The organism is Ciceribacter sp. L1K22, assembly GCF_017599385.1.
In the GTDB taxonomy this organism is placed as follows: Bacteria; Pseudomonadota; Alphaproteobacteria; order Rhizobiales; family Rhizobiaceae; genus Allorhizobium.
The window spans coordinates 2097548-2120727 of sequence record NZ_JAGFPK010000001.1 but is presented as its reverse complement, the minus strand read 5'-3'; the positions used below and the strand labels follow the sequence as shown (position 1 = coordinate 2120727).

General features: G+C 63.3%; 27 protein-coding genes. 14 read left to right on the top strand and 13 right to left on the bottom strand.

What is annotated here, in order from left to right; translation table 11 throughout:
- Positions 1–231: 231 nt before the first annotated feature.
- The 3 genes from pdxY to J5J09_RS10655 all read left to right on the top strand — a co-directional run bounded on the left by pdxY (position 232) and on the right by J5J09_RS10655 (position 2715).
- A complete protein-coding gene (gene pdxY / locus J5J09_RS10665; protein ID WP_208550038.1) occupies positions 232–1080 on the top strand; it encodes a pyridoxal kinase PdxY in 849 nt (282 codons plus the stop codon).
- Entirely contained in the window at positions 1077–1418 is a 342-nt protein-coding gene (locus tag J5J09_RS10660; RefSeq protein ID WP_208550036.1) for a hypothetical protein, read from the top strand. The genes pdxY and J5J09_RS10660 overlap by 4 nt, the downstream gene beginning before the upstream one ends.
- Positions 1419–1527: 109 nt before the next feature.
- Positions 1528–2715, top strand: coding sequence for an AI-2E family transporter (locus tag J5J09_RS10655; protein ID WP_208553530.1), 1188 nt, complete (start codon positions 1528–1530; stop codon positions 2713–2715).
- 10 nt (positions 2716–2725) lie between these two features.
- Here the strand turns inward: J5J09_RS10655 and J5J09_RS10650 are convergent, their stop codons facing one another.
- Positions 2726–4453, bottom strand: a complete 1728-nt coding sequence (locus J5J09_RS10650) for an ABC transporter ATP-binding protein (RefSeq protein WP_208550035.1) — start codon at positions 4451–4453, stop codon at positions 2726–2728.
- Positions 4454–4664: 211 nt separating this feature from the next.
- On the opposite strand from J5J09_RS10650, the gene J5J09_RS10645 reads away from it, so the two are divergent.
- Positions 4665–5078, top strand: a complete 414-nt coding sequence (locus J5J09_RS10645) for a hypothetical protein (RefSeq protein WP_208550034.1) — start codon at positions 4665–4667, stop codon at positions 5076–5078.
- A 14-nt stretch (positions 5079–5092) separates the two neighbouring features.
- Here the strand turns inward: J5J09_RS10645 and J5J09_RS10640 are convergent, their stop codons facing one another.
- Positions 5093–6232: a DUF2336 domain-containing protein gene (locus J5J09_RS10640; RefSeq protein WP_208550032.1), complete on the bottom strand. Its 1140-nt coding sequence runs from the start codon at positions 6230–6232 to the stop codon at positions 5093–5095.
- A gap of 86 nt (positions 6233–6318) precedes the next feature.
- On the opposite strand from J5J09_RS10640, the gene J5J09_RS10635 reads away from it, so the two are divergent.
- Positions 6319–7080 (top strand): hypothetical protein, encoded by a 762-nt coding sequence (locus J5J09_RS10635; RefSeq protein ID WP_208550030.1) that lies wholly within the window; start codon positions 6319–6321, stop codon positions 7078–7080.
- A gap of 4 nt (positions 7081–7084) precedes the next feature.
- On the opposite strand, the gene J5J09_RS10630 is transcribed toward J5J09_RS10635, so the two are convergent.
- Both J5J09_RS10630 and J5J09_RS10625 read right to left on the bottom strand, forming a co-directional pair.
- Complete coding sequence (locus J5J09_RS10630) at positions 7085–7690, bottom strand: flavin reductase family protein (RefSeq protein ID WP_208550029.1); 606 nt, start codon at positions 7688–7690, stop codon at positions 7085–7087.
- Positions 7690–8280 carry a nitroreductase gene (locus J5J09_RS10625; protein ID WP_208550028.1) on the bottom strand — a complete coding sequence of 197 codons (591 nt, stop codon included), beginning with the start codon at positions 8278–8280 and terminating at the stop codon, positions 7690–7692. The genes J5J09_RS10630 and J5J09_RS10625 overlap by 1 nt, the downstream gene beginning before the upstream one ends.
- 159 nt (positions 8281–8439) lie before the next feature.
- On the opposite strand from J5J09_RS10625, the gene J5J09_RS10620 reads away from it, so the two are divergent.
- Complete coding sequence (locus J5J09_RS10620) at positions 8440–9330, top strand: hypothetical protein (protein ID WP_208553528.1); 891 nt, start codon at positions 8440–8442, stop codon at positions 9328–9330.
- A 24-nt stretch (positions 9331–9354) separates the two neighbouring features.
- Here the strand turns inward: J5J09_RS10620 and J5J09_RS10615 are convergent, their stop codons facing one another.
- The 7 genes from J5J09_RS10615 to J5J09_RS10585 all read right to left on the bottom strand — a co-directional run bounded on the left by J5J09_RS10615 (position 9355) and on the right by J5J09_RS10585 (position 14343).
- Positions 9355–10197, bottom strand: coding sequence for a lysophospholipid acyltransferase family protein (locus tag J5J09_RS10615; RefSeq protein WP_208550027.1), 843 nt, complete (start codon positions 10195–10197; stop codon positions 9355–9357).
- A 100-nt stretch (positions 10198–10297) separates the two neighbouring features.
- On the bottom strand, positions 10298–12316 hold the full coding sequence (gene thrS, locus J5J09_RS10610) for a threonine--tRNA ligase (RefSeq protein ID WP_208550025.1): 2019 nt from the start codon (positions 12314–12316) through the stop codon (positions 10298–10300).
- A 108-nt stretch (positions 12317–12424) separates the two neighbouring features.
- On the bottom strand, positions 12425–12628 hold the full coding sequence (locus J5J09_RS10605) for a hypothetical protein (protein WP_208550021.1): 204 nt from the start codon (positions 12626–12628) through the stop codon (positions 12425–12427).
- A 47-nt stretch (positions 12629–12675) separates the two neighbouring features.
- Positions 12676–13104 (bottom strand): DUF2267 domain-containing protein, encoded by a 429-nt coding sequence (locus J5J09_RS10600; RefSeq protein WP_208550018.1) that lies wholly within the window; start codon positions 13102–13104, stop codon positions 12676–12678.
- A complete protein-coding gene (locus J5J09_RS10595) occupies positions 13101–13463 on the bottom strand; it encodes a nuclear transport factor 2 family protein (RefSeq protein WP_208550015.1) in 363 nt (120 codons plus the stop codon). The genes J5J09_RS10600 and J5J09_RS10595 overlap by 4 nt, the downstream gene beginning before the upstream one ends.
- Before the next feature lie 8 nt (positions 13464–13471).
- Entirely contained in the window at positions 13472–13840 is a 369-nt protein-coding gene (yidD, locus tag J5J09_RS10590) for a membrane protein insertion efficiency factor YidD (RefSeq protein WP_208550013.1), read from the bottom strand.
- A gap of 56 nt (positions 13841–13896) precedes the next feature.
- On the bottom strand, positions 13897–14343 hold the full coding sequence (locus J5J09_RS10585) for an iron-sulfur cluster assembly scaffold protein (RefSeq protein ID WP_208553527.1): 447 nt from the start codon (positions 14341–14343) through the stop codon (positions 13897–13899).
- 240 nt (positions 14344–14583) lie between these two features.
- Between J5J09_RS10585 and folE the strand changes: the two genes are divergently transcribed.
- The 3 genes from folE to J5J09_RS10570 all read left to right on the top strand — a co-directional run bounded on the left by folE (position 14584) and on the right by J5J09_RS10570 (position 16733).
- Positions 14584–15189 carry a GTP cyclohydrolase I FolE gene (folE, locus tag J5J09_RS10580; protein WP_208550011.1) on the top strand — a complete coding sequence of 202 codons (606 nt, stop codon included), beginning with the start codon at positions 14584–14586 and terminating at the stop codon, positions 15187–15189.
- 28 nt (positions 15190–15217) lie between these two features.
- Positions 15218–15676: a phosphoribosyl-AMP cyclohydrolase gene (gene hisI / locus J5J09_RS10575; protein ID WP_208550009.1), complete on the top strand. Its 459-nt coding sequence runs from the start codon at positions 15218–15220 to the stop codon at positions 15674–15676.
- A 106-nt stretch (positions 15677–15782) separates the two neighbouring features.
- Positions 15783–16733 (top strand): patatin-like phospholipase family protein, encoded by a 951-nt coding sequence (locus tag J5J09_RS10570; RefSeq protein ID WP_208550007.1) that lies wholly within the window; start codon positions 15783–15785, stop codon positions 16731–16733.
- A 39-nt stretch (positions 16734–16772) separates the two neighbouring features.
- Here the strand turns inward: J5J09_RS10570 and J5J09_RS10565 are convergent, their stop codons facing one another.
- A complete protein-coding gene (locus tag J5J09_RS10565; RefSeq protein WP_208550005.1) occupies positions 16773–17207 on the bottom strand; it encodes a CBS domain-containing protein in 435 nt (144 codons plus the stop codon).
- A 131-nt stretch (positions 17208–17338) separates the two neighbouring features.
- Complete coding sequence (locus tag J5J09_RS10560) at positions 17339–18058, bottom strand: rhomboid family intramembrane serine protease (RefSeq protein WP_208550003.1); 720 nt, start codon at positions 18056–18058, stop codon at positions 17339–17341.
- Positions 18059–18345: 287 nt separating this feature from the next.
- Between J5J09_RS10560 and J5J09_RS10555 the strand changes: the two genes are divergently transcribed.
- From J5J09_RS10555 to J5J09_RS10535, 5 genes are all read left to right on the top strand, one after another.
- Positions 18346–18957, top strand: coding sequence for a PilZ domain-containing protein (locus J5J09_RS10555; RefSeq protein WP_208550001.1), 612 nt, complete (start codon positions 18346–18348; stop codon positions 18955–18957).
- A gap of 151 nt (positions 18958–19108) precedes the next feature.
- The gene (locus tag J5J09_RS10550) at positions 19109–19477 is read left to right on the top strand and encodes a VOC family protein (protein ID WP_208550000.1); all 369 of its coding nucleotides are present in this window, start codon (positions 19109–19111) and stop codon (positions 19475–19477) included.
- A gap of 462 nt (positions 19478–19939) precedes the next feature.
- Positions 19940–20554 carry a transglutaminase-like cysteine peptidase gene (locus J5J09_RS10545; RefSeq protein WP_208549999.1) on the top strand — a complete coding sequence of 205 codons (615 nt, stop codon included), beginning with the start codon at positions 19940–19942 and terminating at the stop codon, positions 20552–20554.
- Positions 20555–20774: 220 nt separating this feature from the next.
- Positions 20775–21533, top strand: coding sequence for a hypothetical protein (locus J5J09_RS10540; protein WP_208549998.1), 759 nt, complete (start codon positions 20775–20777; stop codon positions 21531–21533).
- A 169-nt stretch (positions 21534–21702) separates the two neighbouring features.
- Complete coding sequence (locus tag J5J09_RS10535; protein ID WP_208553525.1) at positions 21703–23154, top strand: SPOR domain-containing protein; 1452 nt, start codon at positions 21703–21705, stop codon at positions 23152–23154.
- Positions 23155–23180: the final 26 nt, after the last annotated feature.

Genomic DNA, 23180 nt, shown 5'->3' with positions numbered 1-23180 from the left:
CCCCCGGCCGGGACGATTATGTACCATGTTTTTCGCTGTTGTATCCCCCTTTTGCCAACCGGCGACGAGGCCTCTGCCAGAACCGTCATCGGCTGCGTCAGAACGGGACAGGTCACGGCCATGGTAGAGAGATGTCACCGGGACAAATTCTCTTTGGCGCGGCGGCCTGAACCCGGCTAAAGAGGATGTCCATTTCGACTTTTCGCCTTCGTTCCAATCCACGGCCTGCCCATGTCCCACATCCTATCGATCCAGTCCCATGTCGCCTTCGGGCATGTCGGAAACCGCGCCGCCGTCTTTCCGCTGCAGCGCCTCGGCCACGAGGTCACGGCGATCAATACCGTGCAGTTTTCCAACCACACAGGCTATGGCAGCTGGACCGGCGAGGTGTTTTCGGCCGCGCATATCGAGGATGTGGTCACCGGGCTCGAAAAGCTCGGCGTGCTCGATACGGTGGACGGCCTGCTGACCGGCTATCTTGGCGACCCTGCGATCGGGCAGATCATTCTCGACCTGCTCAACCGGCTGCCATCCGGCGTCAAGTGGCTCTGCGATCCCGTCATGGGCGATGTCGGGCGCGGTTTCTTCGTCCGGCCCGGCATACCCGACTATTTCCGCGATCGGGCGCTGGCGCGGGCGGGCATCATCACGCCGAACCAGTTCGAGCTCGAATTCCTGACAGACATGACGATCGCGACGCTCGGCGACGCGCGCGAGGCGGCGCGGCGAGCGCATGCCATGGGTCCGGAGATCGTGCTCGTGACGTCATTGATCCATGACCAGACGGCGGATACGGAAATCCAGATGCTCGCATCCTCGAAGGCCGGACATCAGTTCCTCGTGTCCACCCCTCGCCTGCCGCTCGATCCGGCGCCGAACGGTGCCGGCGACTGCACCTCGGCGCTGTTCCTCGGCCATATCCTCTCCGGCGCTTCCCTCGACAGCGCGCTCTCCAAGACGGCATCGAGCATCTTCGCGCTGTTCGAGAAGACTCGCGCCGCCGGCCGTCGCGAACTGGCGCTGATCGCCGCGCAGGACGACTTCGCCCATCCGGCGGCGCAGACGGTGACGGCGCTTTGAGCGGTCACCGCTTCGTCCTCTCACTCGTTACGGCCGTCGCCATGCTTCCCACTCCAGTCCCGGCGCAGGAGAGCAGCACGGACGCCTGGACGGTGGAGAAATGCGTCCGCTACGACCGCGCCTTCGACGAGCTTCTCGATTTTGTCGGACCGGAAGGCGTTACCGCTGACTTCGTCTCCGGCAATCGCAAATTCATCTCGGACGGCTGCTCCAGCGGCGCCGATGTCTGCCCCGTCTCGGACAAGGACATCGAGCTTGCCAACGCGCTGACAATCGCGGCAATGGGATTCGGGACGGCGAGTTCGTTTCTACCCTTTGTTTGCCGTTCGACCCCATAATGATCCGGCCGGTCAGGACCGGCGCTTGCAGGATGGCCGATAATGGACCATATGCAGGGCGACGCCAACGGAACCCGGAAATCACGTGGACAAGGCCGACCAGAAGACAATGCCGAAAGCCCAGAGATGGCTCGGCCAGACGGCGGCGGCCAGCCGCAGCGCGCTGATCACGCCGATTTCGGCCGCCCGCTGGCTGCTGGTGCTGATCGTCATCGCCGCCATCTATTTCTTCCACGGCTTCGTTGTGCCGGTGCTAGCGGCGCTGGTGATCGCCTTTGCCAGCTGGCCGCTCTACCGCCGTCTGCTCGACAGGATCGGCGGCAGCACGACCCTCGGCGCGACGCTGGCACTGCTGTTCATCATCGGTTTCCTGGTGGTGCCGATCACCATCGCGATCGGCTATACGATCGACGAGTTGCGCCAGTGGATCGGCTGGACTCTGGAGGTCAACCGGGTCGGCGCGCCGCCGCCGGACTGGATCGTGGCGCTTCCGGCCGTCGGTCCGTGGCTTGCCGAAAAATGGGCGGCCCATGTGGGTGCGCCGGGCGCGATCGGCGAGCTCATCCAGATCGTCAGCGGCGCCAATATCGGCAATATCTACCGGGCGCTGATCGCCGCCGGCGACGGGATTTTCCACCTGCTGCTGACGCTCCTGTTCATGCTGATCGCGCTGTTCTTCGTCTACCGCGACGGGGCAAGCTTCTCGCGCCAGCTCGACCTGCTCGGCGAACGTATCCTGCCGGCCAGATGGGAGCGCATTTCCCGCGTCGTTCCGGCAACGATCTCGTCCACGGTGACAGGCATGACGCTGATCGCCATCGGCGAAGGCATCGTGCTCGGCATCGCCTACTGGCTGGCGGGCGTGCCCTCGCCCGTGACGCTCGGCGTGCTGACCGGCATCATGGCGCTCATTCCCGGCGGCGCGCCCCTGTCGTTCACGCTGGTTTCCGTCTACCTCGTCGCCAGCGGCTCCTACGTCGCCGGCGTGACGCTCTTCATCTGGGGCTCCGTCGAGCTCTTCATCGTCGACAAGACAATCCGCCCGAGGCTCGTTGGCGGGCCGATCAAGCTGCCGTTCCTGCCGACCTTCTTCGGCCTGGTCGGCGGCGTGAAGACCATGGGCTTTCTCGGCCTTTTCATCGGGCCGGTGCTGATGGCGCTGATCGTGTCGATCTGGCGGGAATGGATGCGCGAGGTCGAGCTCGCCGAACCGCCGCATGATGCCGCGGCGCTCGCCGAGCCGGAGACCGCGACGGTGGAAACGACCGCGCCACGCAAGGCAACCTCGTCTCGCTGAGGGTCTGATCCTATTCCGCCGCGATCGAGCCGAACTGCGCCTGGTGCAGGCGGGCATAGGCGCCGCCCCTCTTCAGCAATTCCTCGTGGGTTCCGGTCTCGGTGATGCCGTTTCCGTCAACGACGACGATGCGCGCCGCATCGCGGATGGTTGCGAGACGGTGGGCGATGACGAGCGTCGTGCGCCCCTTGGCCAGTTCATTGAGCGATTGCTGGATGGCGCGTTCGGTCTCGGTGTCGAGGGCCGAGGTCGCCTCGTCGAGGATCAGGATCGGCGGGTTCTTGAGGAACATGCGGGCGATGGCCAGGCGCTGCTTCTGGCCGCCAGACAGTTTGACGCCACGTTCGCCGATGATGGTGTCGAGACCATCGGGCATGGCGGCAATGACGCCGTCGAGACGGGCGCGGCGCGCCGCTTCCATGATCTCGACATCGCCGGCGCCGAGGCGGCCATAGGCGATGTTTTCGCGGATCGAGCCGCCGAACAGGAAGACATCCTGCTGAACGATGCCGATCTGGCCGCGCAGGGAGGCGAGCTTCAGACTGCGGATATCCAGGCCATCGACCGAAATTGCGCCGCCGCTGATTTCGTAAAAGCGGGGCAGAAGCGAGCACAGCGTCGTCTTGCCGGCACCGGAGGGACCGACGAAGGCGACGGTTTCGCCCGCCCGGATGTCGAGATCTACGCCGGACAGGACCGGACGATCGGGCGTGTAGCCGAAGCTCACGTTACGGAATGAAATATCCCCCCGGAGAGGCGGAGCCTCGACCGCACCCGGCGCGTCGGCGATCTCGGGCTCGGTGTCCATCAATTCGAGAAAGCGGCGAAAGCCGGCAATGCCCTTCGGATAGGTCTCGATCACCGAGTTGATCTTCTCGACCGGGCGGAAGAAAACGCCGACGAGCAGCAGGAAGCTGATGAAGCCGCCATTGGTCAGTTCGCCCTTCAGCACGAACCAGGCGCCGGCGACCATGACGACCATCTGGATCAGCCGCATGGACATGTAGCTCATCGAGGTGGAGGCAGCCATGATGCGATAGGCGGCGAGCTTGGTGGTGCGGTAGTTCTGGTTGTCGCGCTCGAACAGGCGGCGCTCGTGTTCCTCGTTGGCAAAGGCCTGGACGACGCGGATGCCGCCGACATTTTCCTCGATGCGGGTGTTGAAATCGCCGACGCGGCCGAAGAGCGCGCGGAAATTGTCGGTCATGCGGGTGCCGTAGCGGCTCGTCAGCCAAGCCATCAGCGGCACGATCGCGGCGGTGATCAGCGCCAGTTCGACATTGATCGCCAGCATCAGCGCCAGCGCGCCGAGGAAGGTCATGATCGCGATGAACAGATCTTCCGGACCGTGGTGGGCAACCTCGCCGATTTCTTCCAGATCCTTGGTCAGGCGTCCGACCAGATGGCCGGTCTTCTCGTTGTCGAAATAGCGGAACGACAGTTTCTGGACATGGCTGAAGGCCATGCGGCGCATGTCGGTCTCGATGTTGATGCCGAGCATATGGCCCCAATAGGTGACCGTTGCCATCAGCGCGGTATTGGCGATGTAGATCATCAGGAGGCCGACAGAGGCGGCGATGATCAGGCCCCACTGGCCGGTCGGCAGGAGGTCGTCGACGAAGGACTTGACCGCAATCGGAAAGCCGAGTTCGAGCAGGCCCGACAGCACCGCGCAGGTGAAATCGAGTATGAACAGGCCTCGATAGGGCCAGTAATAGGCAAAGAATCGGCGGAGCATGATCAGCACCAAAATGGCTATCGTCGAAAACTATCCGTGTTCTGTCATGTTAATCCGGGCACGCCAAGCGCACCTCTGCGATCCGTGCCCGCTTTTGCCGGGTCGTGGCCGAACCGCAACGCTGAGTGTCACGCGGGCGGCAAGCGGTCTTGCTTCCGGCCCAATCCTCTGCATTGTGGCGATATCGGCCGCCGCAAGAGGTTAGAAGAGCATGCAGACTGCCCTCATCATCATGACGATTCTCGGCTGCGATGACGCGGTCAGCCAGTGCGACTACATCGACTCGCCCCGGGAGCGCTGGGTGAGCGTGGAGCTCTGCCATGCGGCGTCGGAGAAGCTTCTGAACGGGTTCAGCAATGCCGGCTATCCGACGGTGATCGCTGTCTGCCAGGAGCCGGAGCCCGCTCCGGTGACGGCGGAGGCCGCTCCAGCGCCCGACACGCAGGACACGGCAGAGACAACACCGACGGCACCTTCGCCGGCGCAGAAGGGCCTTGCTGCTCGGGCGCTCGACACGGTCCGGCTCGCGATACCGGGCAAGGAAAAGGTGAAGATGGTGTTCGAGGCGCCGCTGCACGTTATTTCCGACAGCTATTCCTGGGTCGCCCGGAAGGTCGGCCAGTAACGCCGGCGACCCGGTCAGGCGGCGGCGAGCGCCACGCCGACGGCGTAGTCACGGGCGCGGCGGCGCAATTCCTGGCGATGCAGCTTTTCGACGATTTCCAAGAGTTCGATCGCTTCCTCGGAGAGCGAGCCAAGGGCCGCGGCCCGTTCGAGCAATTGCTCCAGCATGGCGACGACGGCAATGTGGGGAGCATTCTGTTCGGCGTCGCGCCAGAGCAGCACGGCCTCGACGAACAGGATGCTGATGGCGCGGCCGAGACCGGCCGATTCGACCAGCGCGCGGATCGAATGGAAGCGGCCGGTGGCGAGGATCGCCCGCACGCGGCGATCTTCCAGCCCGCTCAGCGCTGCAACGGCGGCGCCGAAGAAATCCGTGCGGCCGGAGCACAGGGCCTGCATGAGGAAGGCGGGTGTCAGGCGTCCGGAGCGGCGCATCTGGTCGACGAGCATGACGCAATCTTCGGCCCTTGCGGCACCTGCGAGCGCGATGGCGGCCGATGTTTCAGCCTCGCCGGCAATCCGCTGGACGCGTTCGACACCGACGGCGCCGCGCACAAGGCCGCAGCCGCACAGCGCGCTCGCGACCTTCTGCATCAGGATATGGCGGACATCGGCCGGGAGGTCCTCGCGGTCGAGAAGGAGGCAGCGCACACCGGCATCGTCGCCATGGCGCTCGGCGATGCGGCGAAGCGAAAGGCGAGTGAAGCGGGCCGAGTCGTTTTCGAGAAGAAGGGCGATTTCATCGGCGGCGGCGATTTCGGCAAGTGCCGCAACGGCACCGCAGCCGAGCGGTCGGCGGGCCGCGACGAGCGCTCGGGTATGATCGGCGCCACGGCCGACAAGGTCGACGAGATCGATATCCGAAAGCAGCGGCGAACGCAGGATAACAGGCGCGGCGATCTCGATCTGGTCTTCGGCGAGCGAGAGCACGACGACCTTCGGTACATCCTCGGCCTCGGCGACCGCCTCGGCGAGCGCGCCGCGAACCTGGGGAGACGGGTCGTCGAGAAGCCAGGTCATGGCGACGCCGGCGGCCTTGCGCTCATCGGGAGACATGTCCGACTTGAGGTAGGCCCGGCCCAGCGCGTTCGCAGCCCTTGCCCTCTCGGTCGCCCTTGCCGTCTCTGCCCAGCGCAGAAATGCCTCTACTATCACGCCATCAACCCCAACTCGCCACCACGTCCCCGTCGCCGAAGATCATGGATGCAGGCTAGCGGGGAAAAGTTTAAGATTGGTTCACCATGTCTCTTAACCATCCGCACTTCAGCCCCGACGCAAGCCACGCTTCCCGGTTTCGTCCGCTTCGCACGCTCCTCGACATCGGCGCTCCCGCCCCAGTCGACCGGCTTCCCTCGCCCGTTACGGCCAGCGACGGGCTCGTGATCGATGTCCGCGACCGCGCCGCGACCGAAGGTACCGCCGGCGCCGCGGGGATGATTGCGAACGCATGGCGTGAGGCTGGCGGCGGTGCGGTTCTCGTGCGCGTGCGGCCGGTGACGGCGGGTGACGATGTGAGCGACGAAATCGCGATTGCGGCGCAGGTGCGGGCCGATGGCATTGTCCAGTGCGGCATTCGCGACGGCTCGGACCTGCAGCACCTGCATTCGCTGATGGCGGTGGAGGAAGCCCGAGGCGGTCTCGATCAGGGTGCACTCGCGATCGTCGCGGAGCTCGGCGACACGCCGCTCGGGGTGCTGCAGGCGGCCAGTCTTGCGGGCAAGACGCCACGACTGGCGGCGCTCGTCTTCGATCCGGAAGCGCTGGCAGCCGCGACGGGCGCGCGCGAGATCGGCGGATCGGCGACGCTGACCGGTCGTGGTCTGGCGCTGATGGCGGCGGCCTCAGCGGGCGTGCCTGTTTTCGAAGCGCTACCGATGTCGGTCGAATATACGCAGCTTGGGGCCATCTGTAGCCGGCTACAGAACGACGGCATGCTTGGCGCGATGACGCGGGACGCGGATTTCGTCGCACCCCTGCGGCAAGGCTTCGGCGACGCCGGATGACCTCTCAGGGCGCCTTTGGACGCCGCAACGGGAAGGTGTCGCTCGCCTCCGCGTAGTCGAGATAGCCCATGCGCGCGACCGGCCGTGCGAGAGACATGTCGAGCATGCCGTCGCGAATGATCCGCTCGTCGATGTGGATGCCCATGACCTGGCCGATGACCATGATCGAGTCGGCGACGCCGCCATCGACGGTGCGCGGGCGGACAACCTCGGTTACGCGGCATTCGAGTGCCGCCGCCGCCTCGCCGACATAGGGCGCGTCGACGAGTTCGCCGAACACCGGTGTCAGCCCGGCGATCTCGAACTCGTTCTCGCCATAGGGAACGGCGATCGACGACATGTTCATCGCCTCCACAAGTTCGCGACCGACGAAGTTGCAGGTGAAGACGCCCGTTTCCTCGGCATTGCGGGCGCTGTGTTTCGGGCCGGAGGAGGAGAACATCACCAGCTTGGGATTGTCGCCGATGGCATTGAAGAAGGAATAGGGCGAGAGGTTGAGCGAACCGTCCCTGCCCTTCGTACCGATCCAGCCGATCGGACGCGGCACGACGATCGCCTTAAACGGATCATGGGCAAGACCGTGTCGGTTGCTGGCGGTGTCGTAGAACATCACTCCGCCTCGCCGACCCAGGTGACGACATCGGCAAGCTCCGGCCTTGGACGCTCGGTGACCGGGAAGGTGGTGGAGCCGATGTGGATGAAGCCGGCGACCTTTTCGCCCGGCTCGATGCCGAGCAGCGGGAAGGCGCGCTCGTCGAAGGCGAACCATTCCGTCAGCCAGTTCGAGACGTAGCCGTGGGCGTTGGCCGCCATCAGGAGATTGAGGCACACTGCGCCGGCGGACATGACCTGCTCCCATTCCGGGATCTTGAAGTGCGGCGCGGCCTTGCTGACAACGGCGATGACGACCGGCGCGCGGGTGAAGCGGGTGCGCTCGACATTCACCATCTCCTCGCTGAGATCAGGGTTCTTCTCCAGTGCCATCTGCAAAAGCGCCTCGCCGATTTCGGCCCGGCGGTCGCCGCGATAAACGATGAAGCGCCAGGGGGCCAGCTTTCCATGGTCAGGCACGCGCACGGCAAGCCGCAGAATATCCTCCAACTGGCTCCGATTCGGGCCGGGCTCACACATCTGGAAGGCGGGAACGGACCGGCGGATCTTCAGATAGTCGAGGAGCGCTGCATTATTTTGGGTGTTCATGGGGTTTCCCTGGGTCAGGCGGAGCGGAATGGACTTGAAATTGCCATGCGGTTGGGATTGAACTTGCTGCCAACGCTCAAGATGTCAACCGGTTACCGACGCATGCCAGGGTTTCGCCCGCTCGCCTGCCTTCTTCTTTTGTTTCTCGTGGCAGTCCCGATGGCCGATCGTGGCTTCGCGCAGGATGCCTTCAGCACGTTCAAGCAGCTGGACGGTTCGGTGAAGATGCCCAAGCTGAAGGCGTTTTCTCCTGAGCTGCCCGACGCCCTGACCGCCAGTCCCGCCAAGAGCGTCAGCATGGAAGCGCGGCTGACGGAAGACGGCGAAGCGGTCGAACAGGGACTTTCCTGGCGCGTGTTCAGCCCGATCCCCGGCGACGACGGCAAGCTGCCCCTGCTGGCAAGCTCGGAGGGCGGATCGGCCGATTTCCAGCTGATGCCGGGAGACTATTTCGTCAACGTCGCCTTCGGCCGCGCAGGCGCGACGAAGAAGCTCTCCGTGCCGCAAGACGGGACGGTCGAACATCAGGTCATGGTTCTGGATGCCGGTGGCCTGGTTTTGAATGCCGTGTCAGGCGCCGACACCCGCGTTCCGCCACAGCAGTTGCGCTTTGACGTCTACGCGGCGGAGGTGCAGGAAAATGGCGACCGGCGGCTCGTGCTGTCCGACGTGAAGCCGAACACCATCGTCCGGCTCGGCGCCGATACCTATCATATCGTGTCGGAATACGGCAGTGTGAACGCAGTCGTGCGCGCCGACATCAAGGTGGAGGCCGGCAAGCTGACCGAGGCGACGATCCAACACCGCGCGGCGCAGATCAACTTCAAGCTGGTTTCTGAAGCCGGCGGCGAGGCGATCGCCGACACCGCCTGGTCGATCGTGACTGCTGGCGGCGATATCGTCGGGGAAAGCGTCAGCGCCTTCCCGACCCTCGTACTGGCCGAAGGCGGCTATACCGCCATCGCCCGCAACAAGGACAAGATATTCCAACAGGATTTCTCGGTGGAAGCCGGCGTCAACAAGGACGTCGAGGTGCTGCTCGGCAGTTGACGTCGTCCCAAGGGCGGCGTTGCCTCAGGCAGCCTTCCGGAAGACGCGCGTCTTCTTTACCGGCGCCATGGAAAAGACCGACTGGTAGAGCGTCGACAGCAAGTCCTTGCGGTCAGCGATCAGCGACAACTCGGTCCAGGTGATCACCCGTCCGGCGCGGGCCGTGATGGCGCTGCCCGACAGGCGACGGAATTCCCGCACCAGCAGAGACAGCCGCAGCGTCAGCGACAGCTTGCTGGCGATGTGGAAGAGGCGGCCGTTCTGCCCCTCGAAATACACGGGTATCACGCTGGCGCGGGCCGACTGGATAAGCTTTGCCGGAAACATCTTCCACGGCAGATCCTCGGCGCGGCCGAAGCCCTTCTTCGCCGTGGCGACGCCGCCGGCCGGGAAGACCACGACGGTGACGCCTTCCTTCAAGAGCCGCACGGCCTCGTGCCGGGTCTGCATGTTGATCGCCAGGGCTTCCTTGGTCTCCTCGAAGGACACCGGCAGCGAATAGGGCGCCATTTCCGGCACCTTGAGCAGTTCGTTGTTGATCAGCACACGGAACGGACGGCCGAGTTCCTCGGCCATGGCCAGCACGGCGATGCCGTCGCCGATGCCGAACGGGTGGTTGGCGACGATGACGACGGGGCCTTCGGGAAGATTCGCCGGCGGCCATTGTCCGGTGATGTCAAGGCGGACGTCGATCAGGTCGAGCATCTTGCCGAAGACGCGATCGGACTTGCCGACGATGTCGGAGCGCCAGATGTCGTAGAGACGGGCGAAGCGGTCGCGACCGGAGAGACCTTCGATGGAGCGGATGAACCAGCGCTTGAGGCGCGGATCACGCTCGTTGGCATAGGACAGTTCCTCGAATCGCAAGGCAATCTCCGGCTTTCGTTATCCGAAGAGCTTTGAACCCTCTGGATGACAGGGACATGACAGAAAAACGGCGGGGCTGTGAAAGCCCCGCCGCAGATGATCAGGCGATGAAGGATTTCGCCGAGAGCTTGCGGCGAACATCGGGCGGCGTCGCCTCGCCGGCCAGCAGCGCGACGGCTTCCACCAGCGACATCGGCGTCTGGGCCTGCGATCCCAAGCGACGGATATTGACCGAGCGTTCCTCGGCCTCCTTCTTGCCGCAGACGATGATGACAGGGACCTTGGTGACCGAGTGCTCGCGGATCTTGTAGTTGATCTTCTCGTTACGGAAATCGGTCTCCACCTGCATGCCCGCCTCGCGCAGCGTTTCGGCCACTTCGCGACCGTAGTCGTCGGCATCGGAGGTGATCGTGGCGACGACGACCTGGGTCGGCGCGAACCAGAGCGGCATGTGGCCAGCGAAGTTCTCGATCAGGATGCCGAGGAAGCGCTCCATCGAGCCGCAGATGGCGCGGTGGATCATCACGGGCTGCTTCTTCTCGGAATTCTGGTCGATGTAAAAGGCGCCGAAGCGTTCCGGCAGGTTGAAGTCGACCTGCGTGGTGCCGCACTGCCATTCACGGCCGATGGCATCCCTCAGCGTGTACTCGAACTTCGGACCGTAGAAGGCGCCCTCGCCCGGCAGGATGCCGGTCTTGATGCGGCCGCCGGACTGCGCCTCGATCTGCTTCAGGACGTCCATCATGACGCTCTCGGCGCGGTCCCACAGCTCGTCGGAACCGACGCGCTTTTCCGGACGGGTCGAGAGCTTGACGACGACTTCCGAGAAGCCGAAGTCCTCGTAGACCGAGAGGATCAGGTCGTTGATGCGCAGGCATTCGGCCGCCATCTGCTCTTCGGTGCAGAAGACGTGGGCGTCGTCCTGCGTGAAGCCGCGCACGCGCATCAGGCCGTGCAGAGCGCCGGACGCCTCGTAACGGTGGACGGTGCCGAACTCGGCGAGCCGGATCGGCATGTCGCGGTAGGACTTCAGGCCGTGCTTGAAAATCTGCACGTGACCCGGGCAGTTCATCGGCTTCAGGGCGAAGATGCGCTGGTCGGCTTCCTCGTCGTCGGGATGGGTGAAGGCATGGGCGGATTTCACCGCGAACATGTTTTCCTGGTACCAGCCCCAGTGACCCGAGGTTTCCCAGAGCGACTTGTCGAGGATCTGCGGCGCATTGACCTCGTCATAGGCGCCGGCAAGACGGCGACGCATGTAGGAGGTCAAGGTCTGGAACATACGCCAGCCCTTCCCATGCCAGAAGACGACGCCTGGGCCTTCTTCCTGGAAATGGAAGAGATCCATCTCGCGGCCGAGCTTGCGGTGGTCGCGCTTCTCCGCCTCTTCCAGCACATGCAGGTACTGGTCGAGTTCCTCCTGGGTCGCCCAGGCGGTGCCATAGATGCGTGTCAGCATCGGTCGGGTGGAATCGCCACGCCAGTAGGCGCCGGCGACCTTCATCAGCTTGAAGGCCGTGCCGATCTGGCCGGTGGAGGCCATGTGCGGACCTCGGCAGAGGTCGAACCAGTCGCCCTGCTTGTAGATCTTGAGGTCCTGGCCTTCCGGAATCATGTCGACTAGCTCGACCTTGTAGGCCTCGCCCTTGTCGGCGAAGACGTCGCGGGCCTTGTCGCGCGACCAGATCTCCTTGGTGAAGGCGGCGTTCTTCTGGATGATCTCCTTCATCTTCTTCTCGATCTTCGGCAGATCGTCGGGCGTGAAGGGCCAGTCCTCGCGGGTATCCGGGTGGACGCGCTTGAAATCGTAGTAGAAGCCGTTCTCGATCACAGGACCGATGGTGACCTGCGTGCCGGGCCAGAGGTCCTGCACCGCCTCGGCCATCACGTGGGCGGCGTCGTGGCGGATGAGCTCCAGCGCGCGCGGATCGGTGCGGGTGACGATCTCGATCCGGCCGTCGGTGACGGGATCGGAGAGATCGCGCAAGTCACCATCGAGCGCGATCGCGACAGCCTTCTTGGCGAGCGACTTGGAAATGGATTCGGCGACGGCGAGACCCGTGGTGCCAGCCTCGAAGCTGCGCACGGAACCGTCGGGGAATGTAAGGGAAACGGACATTTATGATCTCCTATCCAGTCCCGCCAACGAATGCGGGTGGTGAAAGTGCCGGAGACGGCCGGCGATGACGTGCGCGTGATAGTGCGAAATCGCTCTTGAGTAAAGACGCTAGAACTCGGCCAGCACGACCGAAACGGCAAGCGCCAGCGCCAGAAGACCGCAGGCGATGATCTGCCACGGCGAGGAGGTGCGGCTGTGGCCGCGACGCGCGGCGAAGCGGCGGCCTTGCAGGAGGTAGAGCGCACCCCAGCCGGTCAGCCAGAGGCCGAGCGCCAGTGAGGCCAGAAAGAGAAGACCCTGCAGCACCGTCATCCGGTCGCCCCCATGACACCGATCATATGCTCTGCTGGCGAGCTCCGTCAGGTCTCCCCTGTCCGCCAGAATTCCCGGGCGTCCTGCGGCAAGTCCGACAGGACACGTTCGAACGCGGCCGGATCGACGTGACGCCGGAGCACGACCGCGACGTCGCGGATCGCCCAGTCCGTCGACAGGTTGTGATTATGACGAAGCGCCCTCACCTCCGCCATCATTTCCGCCTCGGTGCCGAATGAAACGGGCGGGACATCGACGTCCCAATCGCTGACGAAGATAGCACGCAGCACCGGCGGAAGAACAGCGGCAAAGGCGATGGCCTGCCTGGTGTCGAGACGTCGGCGGAAGGCGTAGAGGACCGCCTGCAGCATGGTATAAGTCTGGTGCGTGGTCTGCAGCATCGCATGGTCGCGCAGGTCGGTCATGAAGGCGTCGAAATCACGCGATGCGTGGCGGTATTCCATCGGTACGGTCATGGATTCCGATCCTCTACTTCTATCCTGACAATGCGGCCCTCGCTGTCAAATTCGACCGTCTCGGTTCCCCGGCGCGAGAGACGCTCACCCGTTGTCGCGTGTGTCGCCTCGATGTTCCAGACGGCGCGGGCCGATCGCGGGCCGGTGGCTTCGATCGCGTCGTCCCAGGCGCGCTGGTCCGGATAGGTCTCGAAGTATTGTCGGAAGGCCGACAGGATGGCGTCGCGGCCGACCGTGTCGCCGGTGCCGGGGGAGAGATAGACGGCATCTTCGGCGAAGAAGGCTTCGATCGCGGGGAAATCGAGGGCGTTGATCGCGGCGTGGTAGATCCGGACATGTTCGGCGGGATCGAAGGGCATGGAGCGTCCTATCGGAGGATGTCGTCTTTCTTCCGCCCGGCCTTCCAGAACGACCAGGGCGCCCACCAGTGATAGCGGTCGTCCAGCGTTTCGGGAACCGGATCAAAGCCCCAGGTGCCACCCGGGCCACAGCGACCGACGCGGAAGAGCGTCAGCCAGCCGCCGGACCAGAGGCCATGGCGGGCGATCGCCTCGTAGCCGTATTCCGAACAGGTCGGGCTGTGCCGGCAGGAGCTGCCGATCAGGCTCGACAGCGTCAACTGGTAGAGGCGGATCAGGCCCATGCCGAGAAGGCGGCCGGGCGTCTTGCGGAACGGACCGGCATAGTTGCGACCGCCAGGCCGGGAATCTGGTTGATGGTGGCCAGCAGCGCACATTCAGGCGGCTTCCGTTGAGAAGTCGGCGACAGGGGCGACCGCGAACACGGCTCCGATCACGACGCTTCGGCGACCTTCTTCGCCTCGATCTGGTCGAGACAATCGACGACGGCCTCGAAAGTCAGCATGGTGGAGGCGTGGCGGGCCTTGTAGTCCTTGACGGGTTTGAGGAAGCGCATGTCCTCGAAACGGCCAGACGGGCCCTCGCCGTCTTCCTTCAGCATGGCCAGCATGTCCTCGCGAGCCTTTCGGATTTCCGCCGCCGTGGCTCCAACGATGTGGCGCGCCATGATCGATGACGAGGCCTGGCCAAGCGCGCAGGCCTTCACCTCGTGGGAGAAGTCGGTAACGGTATCGCCATCGGTCTTGAGGTACACCCTGACCTTGGACCCGCAGAGTTTCGAGTGCTTGTCCGCGACGGCGTCGGCGTCGGCAAGCGCGCCAGTCCGCTCGATATTGCCGGCGAAATCGAGAATCCTGTTGTTGTAAATGTCGTCCATGATCCGTTTCGGTCCGTTCGTCAGCAGCGGCGACGGCGAAAGCCATGTCGCAATCGCGCCGCCTTCTCCCGTCTTGCGATTACACTATATGTAATGTCGGGTGACGAGACATGCAAAACAAGGTTTTTTCACCGGGCTCGTGTTAAAGAGCATGCCTGCCCTTGCCATCGAGGCCGGCTTTGCACAATTACAAGCGATAACCGCACGATCCGGTCCGATATCAGGGCCGCGGGAGACGACACCATGGACGCCATCGTCAAGAAACTGGTTCCGGAAGCCGGCAAGCCGTCGCGCGAGGAAGCCGAGGAGGCCGTGCGCGTTCTCCTGCGCTGGGCGGGCGACGACCCGACCCGCGAGGGCCTGCTCGATACGCCGAAGCGCGTGGCGAAGGCCTATCGTGAGCTTTTCTCCGGTTATGAGGCGGATATCCACGACATTCTCGGCACGACCTTCGAGGAGGTCGCCGGCTATGACGACATCGTCTTGGTCAAGGACATCTCGTTCTTCTCGCACTGCGAACATCACATGGTGCCGATCATCGGCAAGGCGCATGTCGCCTATCTGCCGAACGGCCGGGTGCTCGGCCTTTCCAAGATCGCCCGCGTGGTCGATGTCTTCGCCCGCCGCCTGCAGACGCAGGAAGCGATGACGGCACAGATCGCCGAGGGGATCGACTCCGCCTTGCAGCCGCGCGGCGTTGCCGTCATGGTCGAGGCTGAGCACATGTGCATGGCCATGCGCGGCATCAAGATGTCCGGATCGACGACGCTGACGACGACGTTTACCGGTGAGTTCAAGGGCAATGCCGCCGAACAGGCGCGCTTCATGTCGATGATCCGCAGCCGCTGACGCGGACGTTTCTCCAAGGACGCTTTTCATGACGATCGAATTCGCCCCGCCGCCGGCCGACCACGCGGCGCTGGAAGATGCCGGACCGTTCACCCCGAAATTCGACACCAACGGCCTGGTGACGGCCGTGGTCACGGATGCCGGCGACGGCGAGCTTCTGATGGTGGCGCACATGAACGCGGAGGCGCTGTCGCTGACGCTCTCGACCGGGATCGCGCACTATTACAGCCGCTCGCGCGGGAAAATCTGGAAAAAGGGTGAAAGCTCAGGCAATCTGCAGACGGTGAAGGATTTCCGTGTCGATTGCGACCAGGATGCCGTGTGGCTCAAGGTCTCCGTCGCCGGCCATGACGCGACATGCCACACCGGGCGCCGGTCCTGCTTCTATCGATCGGCGGCGCTCGAGAATGGCGAGGCGCAACTGACGATCGTCGACGATCACAGGCATTTCGATCCCGCCGACGTCTACGGCGATAGCAAAAAATAGGCGTCTGCCTTCTTCGCGCCCATTGCGGCACGACCATAACGAATTCGTAAGCATCGAATGCGCTAATAGAGCTTCGGGGTATCGTTCAGCCGTAGGGGTATTGTGGATGCTGAACTTCAGTTTGACGCGTCATGCGGCGCCTTCCGCCGACAAGCCGAAATCCGGCGAACCTGGCGATCCCGGTCCGACGCCCCCTGCCTTGCCGAAAAAGCCAAAGATAGCGCTGGCGCTGGGTGGCGGTGCTGCTCGCGGCTGGGCCCATATCGGCGTGCTTCGTGCTCTGGACGAGGCGGAGATCGAAGTCGGCATGGTGGCCGGCACCTCGATCGGCGCGCTGGTCGGCGGCTGCTACCTCGCCGGAAAACTCGACGAACTGGAAGCCTTCGCACGATCGCTGACCATGCGGCGCATCGCTTCGCTTCTCGATCTGACGATCGGCGGCGGCGGCCTGCTTGGCGGCATGCGGCTGACCAAACGCATGCAGGAACACCTGCAGGGCATGTCGATCGAGGATCTGCCCCTGCCCTTCGTCGCCGTCGCGACGGAACTCAACAGCGGCCACGAAGTCTGGATCGACGGCGGCAGCCTGATTACCGCGATCCGTGCGTCCTACGCGCTACCGGGCATCTTCGAGCCGATCAAGTGCAACGGGCGCACCCTGGTGGATGGCGCTCTCGTCAATCCGGTCCCGGTATCCGTCTGTCGCTCGCACGAGCAGACGCTGGTGATGGCCGTCAACCTGCACTACGACCTGTTCGGCCGCTCCGCGGTGGTCAAGCACAAGGCCCAGGAACTGGGCGAAGACGCCGAGTTCCGGAACAAGGCCAATCGGCTGGGTGTGACGAGCGTCATGGTCCAGTCGTTCAACATCATCCAGGACCGCATCTCGCGGGCCAGGCTTGCCGGCGATCCGCCGGATCTGGCGCTGCATCCGCGCGTCAGCGATATCGGCCTGTCTGAGTTTCACCGCGCCGGGGAGGCGATCGAGCGGGGTTACGAGGAGACGAAGTCCCGAATCGCCGAAATCAAGCGGATGCAGGAAGCCGTGATGCGCTGACGGGCGGCGTCAGCCACTCTTCCGTCCTCTCATGACGTGTCAGCCGGCGATATACGCCTTGATCTGTTCGGCCTCGTGCTCGATTTCGCGGATTCGGTTCTTCACCACGTCACCGATCGAAATGATCCCCGACAGCTTTCCGCCGGCTTCGACGGGCACGTGGCGGAAGCGGCGGGCGCTCATGACTTCCATCAACTCGTTGACGGTCGCCTCTTCGCCGCAGCGATAGACATTCGCCGTCATCGCCGACGACACGGGGTCTTCCAGGCATTCCGCGCCGCGGCGGCCGATCGCCGTTACCAGATCGCGTTCGGTGAAGATGCCGACAATGCGGTTCTCCATGCCGACCACGACGACGGCGCCGATCTTGTGCTGTTCGAGAGTTCGGGCGGCCTCGGCGAGGCTCGCATGCGGCGCGACGGTAACCACGTCGCGGCCCTTCTGATCGAGAATCGTCTTCACCAGTACGGACATTCGCTCCTCCATCGCAAAGATCGCGTTCAACGCTTCCGTCTTGCCCTCCTCCGGCAAACGGCGCGCATGGAAAGCGTGCCTTGAATTAGCAACTAATGCAACACGCTTTGCGGTGGAGCGTTTGGCCGTCCTCAGCGTTGTGGATCAAAAAGGGAAAACAGCAGGAAGCCGAAGAGGAAGCCGCCGATATGGGCGTCCCAGGCGATCGAGCCGGAAACATCGCCGATCAGCGGAAGCCCTACGGCAATCAGGATATTGCCGAGGAACCAGACGCCTGCGAACACCCGAACGGTGCGGTCTGCCAGCGCCTCCGCGATCGTCAGGCGCGGACGGAGGTGACCGAAGCTCAGGCGCGATCCGCGGCCAAGCGCAAAGCGGCAGGCGGCGCCCATCAGCGCCGATACGACGGCGGATGCGCCGATCATGAAGGTCGGCTGACCCCAATTGACCGCCGCATGGAGCGCGGCGCCGGCGGCGGCGGAGAAAACCCAGAAAGCCATAAAACGCGTCCCGCCAATGCGGCGGAACACCGGCGTGCCGAAAGCGGCCAGCCACAGGCTGTTGAAGGCGATATGTTCGATACTGCCGTGCAGCAGCGAATAGGTCACCGGCGTCCACAGCCACTCTAGTCCCTGTTCCGACAAGGGATAGACATATCGCAGCGGTGAAAAGGCAAAGGTGAAGACGAAGGACTGGGCGGCGTCCGGCGAGAGCACATAGGCCTGCAGCACGTATATGCCGGCCAGCAGCACCATCGCGGCCAGGATTCCGGTCGGCAGGTTGAAGACGGGTTCGCCGCCCCTGCCCCGGCCACCAAACGCGCCGTTGTCATCTCTCGGGTCGTGGGTCATTGCTTCTCCTCGGTGCTGGGCACCGGCATACGCGACACGGCGATCAAAAAAAAGGCCGTCCGACAAACGCCGGACGGCCGGTCGGGCCCCCGCGGGTTACCCCGGCCCTGAAGAGATGTGCTGATCGACATCTGGCAGGACGTCGTTGATGACGTTTTCGCATTCCGTCGCAATCCGAGCAAGGACAACCGATCTTTAACCTTAACATCGACCCGGTCCGGCGTACGGCCCAACCTTCTGTTAACCGCTCCAGCGTAAAGTTTCGCAAGAACAGCCGAGAGAGCAGCATGTATTCGTTCAGGCCACAACAGAGCAGCCCATCGTCCGCTCCTGTTGATCAGCGGTCTTTTCAGCGCGTCAACGTCAACCTGCAGGGCCGGTTGATGCTTGCGAACTATGAGGAATATGTCTGCTCGGTCGTCAACATGTCGCCCGGCGACGTGCGCTTTGCCTGCGACGGCCGGCCGAAGCCCGGCGAGCGGGTGATTGCCTATATCGATCATATCGGCCGTATCGAGGGCACCACGATCAAGCTGACCGATGACGGTTTCGTGATGTCGATCGTCGCCACGGGCCGGAAGCGCGAGAAACTTGCGGCACAGTTGACCTGGATCGCCAACAAGCACGAACTCGGCCTGCCCGAGGATCGTCGCCACGACCGACTGACGCCGCGCAACACGCTGACCGAACTCGTGCTCGACGATGGCCGGCGCTATCCGTGCCGGCTGATGGACCTTTCGCTGTCGGGCGCGGCGATCGACATCGATATCCGCCCGCCAATCGGCACACAGATCAAGCTCGGCAACATGCGCGGACGCGTGGTGCGTCACTTCCTCGAAGGCGTTGCGATCGAATTCCTGACTCTGCAGTCGCGCGAAGCGCTGACCGAGTTTCTGTAATCCACTTCCGAAATCCTGACTCTGGCATCCAACGGCGCGTCACGCTATACGGATGCCTGCGGGCACCGTCTCGCGGAGATCAACAGCGAGACGCAGCAGAACGACCGGCACTGTCCGTCGATGCATGCGGGTTCGCAAAATGGGTTCCGCCATGAACGACCACGGCGTCCGCTTCGGACGAATTGCCGCTACCTTGCCTGTCCGTGGCATTAACAAGGCGCACGACTTCTACACAGGAGTGCTCGGTTTCCGAAAACTATTCGAAAACGGCAATCCCGTCGGCTTCATGATCCTGAAGCGCCACGACGCGGAACTGCACCTAACCTTGCAGCCCGGACACAAGGCCGCGACCTTCAATGTCGCCCACCTCATTGTCGAGGATGTCGACCAGTTGCACGCTGTCTGCCAGAAAAACGGCACACGGATCATCAAGAGCCTCGCAGACAAGGACTACGGCCTCAGGGCCTTCGTGTTCGAAGATCCAGACGGGAACCGCATCGACGTCGGACAACCGATTTAACCGGTGAAGAGGGTCGGCCTCTTATGTCCGGCCCTCCCAAACACGCGGTCGACCGTTTCACCGAAAAAAATACGCGCTTCCCGAAAATTTTTGCCACGGTTTGCGGACAATCAGACGCCGGCAAGGCCGCAGAAATGGCTGCTGCCGCCTCGCGGATAGCGGGAGTGCGACAAAAACCGCGGCAGCCCTGCGTCCCGCGCAGCAGAGGCCAGCGTTCATCTGGCACTCGCAGAGCGAAAAACTCCAATGAAATCATTGATGGCCTCATTTCGCGCCGGTGCATTTCATTCAAATTTTACGCGTGTTTTATTCAAAAAATACTCAAATAAAACTAGAACTTTAATACTATTAATCGCAAAATCTATTCTTATTTAACTCTTATAAGTCCTTCTTTTTACTTCATGATTTTGCGATGGATAAAAGTGTTTGTGTCATTGTTCTTCCATAACGGGGAGACAAACAATGACAAGAAACAACACACTTCGCCGCAGCCTGATCGTCGCAGCCGCGCTGGGAGCGCTCACGTCACAGGCAGCCGCCGTACCCGCGAACATGCACATCGTCGGCAAAGCCAATCCGCCGATCGGTCACTACGAATTCTGCAAGACCTACAGCTCGGAATGCCAACCTTCCGCGTCCGGCGATACAGGACCGATGACGCTGACCGAGAACGCGTGGAAAACGCTTCTTCAGGTGAATTACGACGTCAACTCGGCAATCCAGCCACTGACGGACCAGGAGATCTACGGCGTCGAGGAACTGTGGACCTATCCGCGCTCGGTCGGCGACTGCGAGGACTTCGTTCTGCTGAAGCGCAAGATGCTGATGGATGCCGGGTTCTCGGCCTCCGACCTGCTGATCACCGTGGTGCTGCAGCCGAATGGCGAGGGCCACGCGGTGCTGACCGTCCGCACCGATCATGGCGACTTCATTCTGGACAACATGCGCAACAAGGTGCTGCTGTGGTCCGACACCGAATACACATACCTGAAACGGCAGTCCTCGACCCATGCCGGTCGGTGGGTGAAGCTGCAGGATGGCCGCGCGATGGCCGTCAGCAGCGTCGGCACCAACTGACCGCATCGATCAACCGTTACAGGAGAGTTTGGCCCCGGTCCGTCCCCCGCACCCCGTCCCCGACCGGCGCCAGGAGCCGATCCCGCAAACGCCAGCGGGATCGGCTCTCTTTCTTTGGGCAGCAGATCCGTCGTTAGCGTTTCGTTAACCCTGATATCGCAGCCTGCCGCTTGAGATTCACGACAAACCGTGCCGTGAGCCGATAGCCGGGACACGAGACATGGCGAATGCCAGCCAGACGAGCGCGCACAGCGAAGCGCCAGCGATCTCCAGCGGTTTCATCACCAAGGTTGCCATCGCCGTAGTGGCGATCGCCCTGTTCTCCGTTGCCATCAGCATTGCCGGCCAGATGTTCGGCGATCGCATGCTTCTGGCAGGACACACCGACAGCACTGAAACATTCTCCATCCGGATCGGCCAGGATACGCTTTCGCTCGAGGCGAACACGCTGCGGTTCGCCGGTCAGAGGCACAGCGGTTCCGCCGAGCGCGCCGATCTTTATTTCCTCTGGCCGGAGATGACGGGTTATCAGCGCGGGGAGCGACGGCGCTTCGACGACGTGAGCCTCGCCGACACCCTGATCTTCGTGCAGCTTTCCCAGAGCACGATGTCCCGCGACATGTCGGGGCGCGTGGAACCGATCTACTCCTATCTGTTCGATGGGCCTGCCGAACCCGGCCCGCACGGCCTTACCCTTCACCGGCTTCGCAACGATGCCGGCTATGCGAACGAAGTCATGTACACCGCACCCCGTTTCGGCCAAGCCGATTACGCGGTTCGCTGCCTGATCGCCGCTCCCGACAGCCCGCCGAGCAGCGGTGACTGCCAGCGCGACATCCATGTCGGGCGCGACCTCACCGTGCTCTACCGCTTTTCCAGCCGGCGCCTTGCCGACTGGGAGCGGATCGACGCGGCGATCCGGCAGCACTTTGAGGCGCGTCTTGGCGGCGGCGCCGAAAAAAGCTCGGATTCTCAATAAATTCGACTGAACGTGGAAACTTTCCATTCATCATAAACCACTTGGTAAGGCTGGCTGCATATCCTTGAAGAGGGTCGGAGGGGGCATCCGTATCCAGACAGATCAAGTGAAGAGTTTAGCGGTGACAAGAACAAGAACGGTTGGTTTCAGGCAGGCCCTTTCTTTCCTGATGAAGCGTCAATTGCCCATATTCGCCCTGGCGTTTTCCCTCGCGCTCGGCCTCGTCGTTTCGACAGCCGAGGCCGCGCCGAAATATGCCGGGATCGTCATCGATGCCCGCACCGGCAAGACGCTCTACGAGAGCGATGCCGACTCGCTGCGCTATCCCGCATCGCTCACCAAGATGATGACGCTCTACCTCGTGTTCGAGGCGCTCGAGAGCGGTCGCGTCCGGCTCGACACGAAGGTTCCGGTTTCCAAGAATGCCGCAGCAGAGCCGCCGTCCAAGCTCGGCGTGCGTGCGGGCGGGTCCGTGACGATCGAGCAGGGTATCCTCGCTCTCGTCACCCGTTCGGCCAATGACATCGCAACCGCGCTCGGCGAATATCTCGGCGGCTCCGAATCCCGGTTCGCCCAGATGATGACCGCCAAGGCCCGTAGCCTCGGCATGAGCCGCACCACCTATCGCAACGCGCACGGCCTTCCCAATACCGCGCAGATGACGACCGCCCGCGACCAAGCGATCCTCGGCGTGGCGCTGCGCCAGCATTTTCCGCAATATTACGGCTACTTCTCCACCCGCAGCTTCAAGTTCGGCAAGTCCGTCATCGGCAACCACAATCGCCTGCTTGGCAATGTGCGCGGCGTCGATGGCATCAAGACGGGCTTTACACGCGCCGCCGGCTTCAACCTCGTGACCTCGGCCCAGGCCGATGGCCGCACGATCGTCGCCGTGGTCATGGGCGGCAGCTCCGGCGCGCGGCGCGACGCGACGATGCGGGAACTTGTCGCGAAGTACATGCCGAAGGCCAGCCGGTCTGGTCGCCAGAGCCTGCTGATCGCCCGCGGCAGCACCTCGGTCATGCCGGCAGACACGATGGCCGTTGTGACCGTTGACGACATGCTGCCGCTGAACGGTCCGGTTCCGGTTGCCCGCTACGAGCATGCGCCGGTTGCCAACGCCTATGCCGCACCGGCAGAAAGCGCCGCGCAATCCGCGCTGGCGCAAGTCACGGCAACGACATCGGTAGCACCGGCCACGGCGACGATGGCAACGAGCGTGCCGGTCCCGGCACCCGCCCCGGCCTATATGCCGGAACAATCATCCGCGATCATCGCGCCGCAGGCGCAGGCCCCGCAGCAGGTGGCTTCGCTTTCGGTTCCCGAAGGCGTCGATGGCACGGTCACGGCCTCGACGCAGCAGGCAGCGCCGGTGTCGGGCTGGATCGTACAGGTTGGCACGTCGCCCGATCGCGACATGGCCATGGAACTCCTGCGCAAGGCGCAGGATAAAGGCGGCAAGGTATTGCGTTCCGCCACCCCATTCACGGTTGCCTACGATACGGGCGCCGCACAGGTGTATCGCGCGCGTTTCGGCGGCTTTGACGATCAGAAGTCGGCCGTCAATGCGTGCAACTCTCTGAAGAAAAAAGGAATTGGTTGCTGGGCCGCACTGCAGTAATGGCCCCGTGACCCCTCGATTTGTGT